This is a genomic window from Papillibacter cinnamivorans DSM 12816 (genome assembly GCF_900176335.1).
Classification (GTDB): domain Bacteria; phylum Bacillota; class Clostridia; order Oscillospirales; family Oscillospiraceae; genus Papillibacter; species Papillibacter cinnamivorans.
In genome coordinates, this window is the sequence record NZ_FWXW01000006.1 from 170,613 (window position 1) to 176,842 (window position 6,230).

Sequence of the window (6,230 nt, forward strand, 5' to 3'; positions counted from 1 at the left end):
TTAGATTCCGGGTTTACTGCTCATTGCGTTTTTTCAGATGGTCCACTGGCTGTGGATAATGGCTACGATTTTCGGCTGGGAATTATACATCTCAAACACCAGTTTCAGGCTGCACCAGTCATATCCGTCATATTCCTCCTGAAGCCCGGGAAAATGAAATTCCACAAAATCGGCATCCGGGAAAATCTCTTCCACATTTTCAAGAGAATTGCCGTACTGCAGGATCTGATTGATGCCGATCATTGGCGCTTGGGTGTAATCTGCGTTGAACACATAGGTTTTAAAATACTCCGCCATCGTCAGCTCAATGGGTTTGCCTTCCCCGTTCGTGATGCCCCAGGTATACTTCGCGGTGTCCGTATCCAGCGAGGCGATCTCTTTGGCGGAAAAGCGCAGGTTGCCCGAAAGATTGACGGTGGAATAAGGGACGAAGATCACCCCGTCCACCGGGTGAATCATTTCAGCCAAAGACTCATAGTCCCCCGCCTTGATATATTCCAAGGCGTCGCATGCCACTTTCAATAAAGATGTGCTCTTATCGGGATTATATTCGGAAACGTCGTCCGACGGGCTTACGGAAGGAAGGACGTCCGCCGCGGAGAGCATATCCTGCTGCTCGGGGACCATTGTAGCCTGCAAGGCTGTATCCGTTTTTTCACAAGGCAGTTCATCTATATAAATACCAATCAAAAGACCCAGAATCAATGTGAGTACACATACGATTACTGTCTTTTTCAAGGCATCACCTCCAGAGACAGATTTATGCCCATTCATTTTAAACGAGGCAGTGACAAAAATCAACAACAAAAGGTTACAAAACGCAATCCGGACAGTGTAAACTGCATATCGGGCGGAGTTTCTCTGAACTCCATCGCAAACAGCTGCAGCTTTTATGGTATAATAGCCGCAGCGCAGCCGGTATACCTGGTTTATGGCGCGGTTTGCTCCCGCCCTTGGGTCGGAACCCCAAACGATGCCAAATACCACGAAACGCTTAGCGTTTGTGGTATACTTATATGCAGCGATACATAAAGGAGGGAAGCGGTTTGCATCAGGATCAGCTTCAGTATCATATTCAGTGTTCCGAAGGGCAGGTGGGCCGGTACTGCATCCTGCCCGGGGATCCGGGCCGGTGCGCCGCCATCGCGGCTCAATTTGAAAACGCCCAGAGGGTGGCGTACAACCGGGAGTTTATGACCTATACCGGAACGCTGAACGGAGAGCGTGTCACCGTTACCTCCACGGGGATCGGAGGGCCTTCCGCTGCAATCGCCATGGAGGAACTGGCTGCCCTGGGAGCGCATACCTTTATCCGGGTGGGAACCTGCGGAGGTATCCATACCAAAGTTAAAAGCGGGGACACGGTCATTGCCACAGGAGCCGTCAGGCAGGAAGGGACCAGCCGGGAGTATGCCCCTCTGGAATTTCCCGCGGTCCCGGATTACCGGGTTCTCGGCGCCCTGACCCGGGCTGCCTCCGATTTGGGCGTTATATGGCATGCCGGCGTCGTACAGTGCAAGGACTCTTTTTACGGGCAGCATTCTCCGTCCCGCATGCCGGTGGCCCAGGAGCTTCTTTTCAAATGGGAGGCATGGAAGCGGCTGGGCGTTCTGGCCAGCGAGATGGAATCGGCCGCGCTTTTTGTGACGGCGGCTTCTCTGGGGGTTCGCGCGGGATCCGTGTTCCACGTGGTATGGAACCAGGAACGCCGGCTGGCCGGTCTTGCGGATCCGGAGGATCATGACACCGAATCCGCGGTGAGCGTGGCGGTGGAAGCGCTGAAACGGTTAATCGAAGAAGACCGGGCCGGAGAGCGGTAGTACGACACGGCGGTGCCAAATGAAAATAGGCTGTGCAAAGCGGGCTTCCGCCCGCTTTGTTTTTCGTTTGCCGCGGGGAGGAGCAGTCCTTTTTCGGCCGGATTCCATTTCTTCCAGCAGGGTGCACAATCCGCGGCGGCGCCGCTTGAGTATGCCGGTAAACCGTTTATTTCTCCCTTGACTTCCCGGCGGGGGGATGGTATAATCCTGATTGTTTGATAATCAAAATAAAAAACAGGAGACAGCGCCATGCCGAAAGAGGAATATTCGCGCCTCAATACCTTTCTGGTGGATACCTTCAACGTGATTCTGAAAACGGAAGAAAAAGCGCTGAGTTCGGGGCGGTTCGGGGAATTATCCATACGGGAAATGCACATCATTGAAACGGTGTGCGCCGCCAACCGGGAAGGCGGAAGCAACCGCACCACCGATATCGCCCAGGATCAGGGAGTGACTCCGGGCACACTGACGGTGGCGATCAACCGGCTCGTGAGGAAGGGATACATCCGCAGGCTTCAGGACGAGGACGACAAACGGATCATCCGTCTGTATCCTACCCGGAAGGGAGAAGAGGCAAACCGGCATCACGAGAGATTTCATCAAAACATGGTCTTGGCGGTGACGAACCGTCTGGACCAGGCGGAGCTGGAGACGCTGGAGCGCGCCCTGGAAGTGATCCGCACCTATTTTAATTCCAATCTACAGGAGGAACTATGGCAGTCAGAATCATAACGGACAGCACCTGTGACATTCCAATCTCCGAAGCGGAAGCGTTGGGGATTGATATCGTGCCTTTGAAGGTATTGTTCGGGGAACGGGAATATATCGACGGGGTTGACCTGTCCAACGAAGAATTTTACGCGATGCTTCGCTCGGCGGAAAAGCTGCCCAGCACGGTGCAGGTCAATCCCGACCGGTTTGAGGAGCTGTTCCGGCGTTACATCGATGCGGGCGACGAGATCGTTGGGGTTTTCATTTCCGCGGAACTGAGCGGGACATATCAGTCGGCGGTAATTGCGAAAGCCTCGGTGTCGTCCGGGGAGATCCATCTGGTGGATTCCCGGAACGTGTCTTTCGGGCTGGCCGTTTTGGTATATGAGGCGGTGAAGCGGAGAGATGCCGGGGACCGGGCGGCAGCGATCGCCGCACATCTGGAGGAGCTGAAGGACCGGCTCAGGCTTTACGGAGCGGTAAACACGCTGAAGTACCTTAAAATGGGGGGAAGGCTGTCCGCCTCTTCGGCAATTATCGGGGGACTTCTGAGCATCAAGCCCATCGTGGCCATTGAAAACGGCAAGGTGATTGCCGCGGGAAAGGCAAGAGGCGACACGGCGGCATATCAGTGGATGATCGAGCGGGTGAAAGAGGAGGAGCCGGATCCCGCATACGAGATCATTTTCGCCCATTCCGACGCCGCCGGAGCCTGCGCCGCCTTTGAGGCTCAGCTGAGGAAGGTTTATCCTCTGGAAAAAGGCCGCGTGATGAAGATCGGAAGCGTGGTGGGTACCCACGCGGGCCCCGGATGCGTAGGCATCAGCTATATCCGCCGAAAATAACAACCGAAAGACGCGGCGGCCGCGGGAGTCTGCCCCGGAAGGAGCGTATGGGACAATGGAACGGAAGGTCCAAAGCGGCGGGCTGGAAATCCGGTATGAACTGATCCGGAAACCGGTAAAAAACGTCAACCTGCGGCTCCGGCGGGACGGCACCGTGCTGGTTTCGGCAAGACGGAACGTGGATACCGGCAGGATTGACGATTTTGTCAGAAGCAAGGCGGAATGGATCCGCCGGGGACTCCGGCGCCTCGCCGAAACTCCGGAGATGGAAATTACGCCGGAGGAATATGAAGACGGCGATATGCTGCCGCTCCTGGGGCGGATGGTACCGCTTCGGATTCTGCGGGGAGAGCGTGACAGCGCGGTATACGACGGCGAGACGCTCACGCTGACGGTCAAGGACCCGGGGGACGCGAGCAAAAGAGCCAGGCTCCTTGAAAAATGGCAGGGAGAATTCTGCCTGCAGGTATTTGGGGAGGCTTTGCAGGCCGCGTATCCTCCCTTTGAAGCAATGGGGGTCGCGTATCCCCACCTTCGGATCCGGAAAATGAAGAGCCTCTGGGGAAGCTGCATTCCCGGAAAGAAGACCGTCACCCTCAGCCGGCGGCTCATCCACAAGCCTTTTGCCTGTATCGAAGCTGTGGCCGCGCACGAGCTTGCGCATTTTCTCCAGATCGGGCACGGCAAAGAGTTTTACGCCGTACTTACTTCGGCCATGCCGGACTATCACAGCCGGCGGCGCCTTTTAAACGGGAAAAAATAAAACAGAGTCCCGGACCGAATCGGTCCGGGACTCTGTTTTTTATATCGGGAGATGTTCCGCATTTCTTTTCTGCCGCGGTGGTAAGGACTTGCACATTGGGAATACAGTGGATTGAAAGGGGGAGAGGACTCGTGCTGTCGGTTACGATTTTATTGCTGCTCAACGGAATTTTTTATATGCTCCGGCTATCCGGAGGGAACGGATCGTTTCCCAGACCCTTGAGCGCGGAAGAGGAGCAGGAATATCTGCGGCGGTTTTCCGAGGGAGACATGCAGGCCCGCAATGTTCTGATCGAGCGAAACCTCCGGCTGGTCGCGCACATCATTAAAAAATACTATACCCAGGTGAAGGATCAGGACGATCTTATTTCCATCGGCACCATCGGCCTTATCAAGGGGATCGCCAGCTATAATCCGGACAAGGGAGTGCGTCTTGCGACCTATGCGGCCCGCTGCATAGAAAATGCAATCCTCTCGCTGCGGCTTTCGGCCGCTTTCAAAAAGCCGCGAAGCTTCAACTTTCGAACAAGACTTTTAAGCACATCTGGCGGCAAGCGTTGCAGCCGCATAAAATGTACCGAGAAAACCGGATGGGGCTTCCGGGTTCCTCGGTACCGCGTCAGATGGGAGATGGCTGCCGGAAAGAGCCGAAGGCAGAAAAACGAATCTTGTCCGCTTCCGCCTAAACCGCTCTAGAGGAGATCACGAAGCTTCAGTAGGCCAATGAGCTTTTCGTCACGCCACCGTACGATATCACCTGTGTTTCTGTCACCGATTTCTTCCTTCAAGCCTTCAATCAGCGCCCGTTGACTGCCCTGGGGAAACTGGTTCCATGCCGCCATATCGGCCCACCAGGATTCAAACGGCGCTGTGAACTGCCCCAGAAAGCCCTCCATTCCGTTGTCTCCGCCGCCCAGATTGAAGATCATGTTGGGTCCCATGAGGGCCCAGCGCAGACCGGGTCCGTTGCAGACCGCCGCATCCACGTCGTTCACCGAGCAGACCCCGTTTACGACAAGGTCGATCGCCTCCCGCCACACGGCCGCCTGGATCCGGTTGGCCACGTGCCCGGGCACCTCCTTATTGATCACAATGGGGACTTTTCCGATCTGCCTGTAGAACTCCCACGCAACCTGCACGCTGCTGTCGCCGGCATTTCCCCGGACGATTTCCACCAGGGGGATAAGATGGGGCGGGTTAAAGGGATGACCCACCAAAACCCGTTCCGGGAATTTAGAAAAGGCTTGAAGCCTGGAAACCAGAAGGCCCGAACTGCTGCTGGCAAATACGGCGGTCCCGGGAGCCGCGGCATCCACTTCTTCCAAAACTTTCTGCTTAATATCGTATCGTTCCAGCGCGGACTCCTGAATGAATTCGGCATCTTCCACCGCCTCTGCGATGCTTGTCGTAAAAGATGCCCTTTTCAGAGCCGTCTGCATTTCCTCGGCGCTGATAATGCCCTGACCAACAATACTGTTCAGAAAAGAGGTTACTTTGTTTTTAGCGATTTCGATCTGGTTTTTATCGATGTCCTGAATTTTAACTTGCAATCCTTTTGACAGAAAATACACCGCCCAGCTTGAACCGATGGTGCCCGCGCCCAGACAGGCGACTTTTTTTATATCGGCCATCGTGTTGATACCTCCCATATAGAGTATTTCGGTAAAACGGCGACCCGAACCATCTCTGCACCGTGTTGAACGCGGCGCAGAGACAGCTCGGCGTCCATTGCCAGGGATGCTGCTTTTTTAATGAGCGCACCGGTTATCGATTATTTGTTTTTGGGCCACTTGTCGCTGGGGCAGACGCCCCGGGTGAAGGTCTTCTCGTCGTGGAGCAGGATCACATAATCCGCCTCTTTTTTCACCCGCAGGACGCTCTCGTACGCGTCCTCGCTGTTGACGTGCAGGCCCGGCACCAGGGCTTCCGGCCAGATGGCCTTCACGTCCGCGGGAGGATCGAAGTTTTCTTCGCCGCAGCAGAAGCCGCAGATGATGACCCGGCCCTCCGCGGTGTCCACCGCCACCGACTGCCCACCCGGGGTATGCCCGGGGGTGTAGAGCAGGTGAATACCCGGGAAGATGTCGAACAC

General features: G+C 55.6%; 7 protein-coding genes and 1 pseudogene. 5 read left to right on the forward strand and 3 right to left on the reverse strand.

What is annotated here, in order from left to right; all coding sequences use genetic code 11:
- Positions 1 to 33: 33 nt before the first annotated feature.
- On the reverse strand, positions 34 to 639 hold the full coding sequence (locus B9A13_RS10615) for a hypothetical protein (RefSeq protein ID WP_207651224.1): 606 nt from the start codon (positions 637 to 639) through the stop codon (positions 34 to 36).
- A 407-nt stretch (positions 640 to 1,046) separates the two neighbouring features.
- Between B9A13_RS10615 and udp the strand changes: the two genes are divergently transcribed.
- From udp to B9A13_RS10640, 5 genes are all read left to right on the forward strand, one after another.
- Positions 1,047 to 1,820, forward strand: coding sequence for a uridine phosphorylase (udp, locus tag B9A13_RS10620; RefSeq protein ID WP_341456030.1), 774 nt, complete (start codon positions 1,047 to 1,049; stop codon positions 1,818 to 1,820).
- A gap of 249 nt (positions 1,821 to 2,069) precedes the next feature.
- Positions 2,070 to 2,552, forward strand: a complete 483-nt coding sequence (locus B9A13_RS10625) for a MarR family winged helix-turn-helix transcriptional regulator (protein ID WP_084235136.1) — start codon at positions 2,070 to 2,072, stop codon at positions 2,550 to 2,552.
- A complete protein-coding gene (locus tag B9A13_RS10630; protein WP_084235137.1) occupies positions 2,534 to 3,376 on the forward strand; it encodes a DegV family protein in 843 nt (280 codons plus the stop codon). The genes B9A13_RS10625 and B9A13_RS10630 overlap by 19 nt, the downstream gene beginning before the upstream one ends.
- Positions 3,377 to 3,431: 55 nt before the next feature.
- On the forward strand, positions 3,432 to 4,139 hold the full coding sequence (locus tag B9A13_RS10635; protein WP_084235138.1) for a M48 family metallopeptidase: 708 nt from the start codon (positions 3,432 to 3,434) through the stop codon (positions 4,137 to 4,139).
- Positions 4,140 to 4,270: 131 nt separating this feature from the next.
- On the forward strand, positions 4,271 to 4,834 hold the full coding sequence (locus B9A13_RS10640) for a sigma-70 family RNA polymerase sigma factor (protein WP_242942843.1): 564 nt from the start codon (positions 4,271 to 4,273) through the stop codon (positions 4,832 to 4,834).
- Here B9A13_RS10640 and B9A13_RS10645 read toward each other — a convergent pair.
- On the reverse strand, positions 4,831 to 5,769 hold the full coding sequence (locus B9A13_RS10645; RefSeq protein WP_159448102.1) for a 3-hydroxyacyl-CoA dehydrogenase family protein: 939 nt from the start codon (positions 5,767 to 5,769) through the stop codon (positions 4,831 to 4,833). The genes B9A13_RS10640 and B9A13_RS10645 overlap by 4 nt on opposite strands.
- Before the next feature lie 140 nt (positions 5,770 to 5,909).
- Positions 5,910 to 6,230: pseudogene (locus B9A13_RS14130) on the reverse strand (hypothetical protein); the annotation flags it as partial.

Bases quoted from the DNA above. Each gene is read 5' to 3' on its own strand.
- B9A13_RS10625 (WP_084235136.1), top strand. From the start codon at position 2,070: ATGCCGAAAGAGGAATATTCGCGCCTCAATACCTTTCTGGTGGATACC.
- B9A13_RS10630 (WP_084235137.1), top strand. From the start codon at position 2,534: ATGGCAGTCAGAATCATAACGGACAGCACCTGTGACATTCCAATCTCC.
- B9A13_RS10635 (WP_084235138.1), top strand. From the start codon at position 3,432: ATGGAACGGAAGGTCCAAAGCGGCGGGCTGGAAATCCGGTATGAACTG.
- B9A13_RS10645 (WP_159448102.1), bottom strand. From the start codon at position 5,769: ATGGCCGATATAAAAAAAGTCGCCTGTCTGGGCGCGGGCACCATCGGT.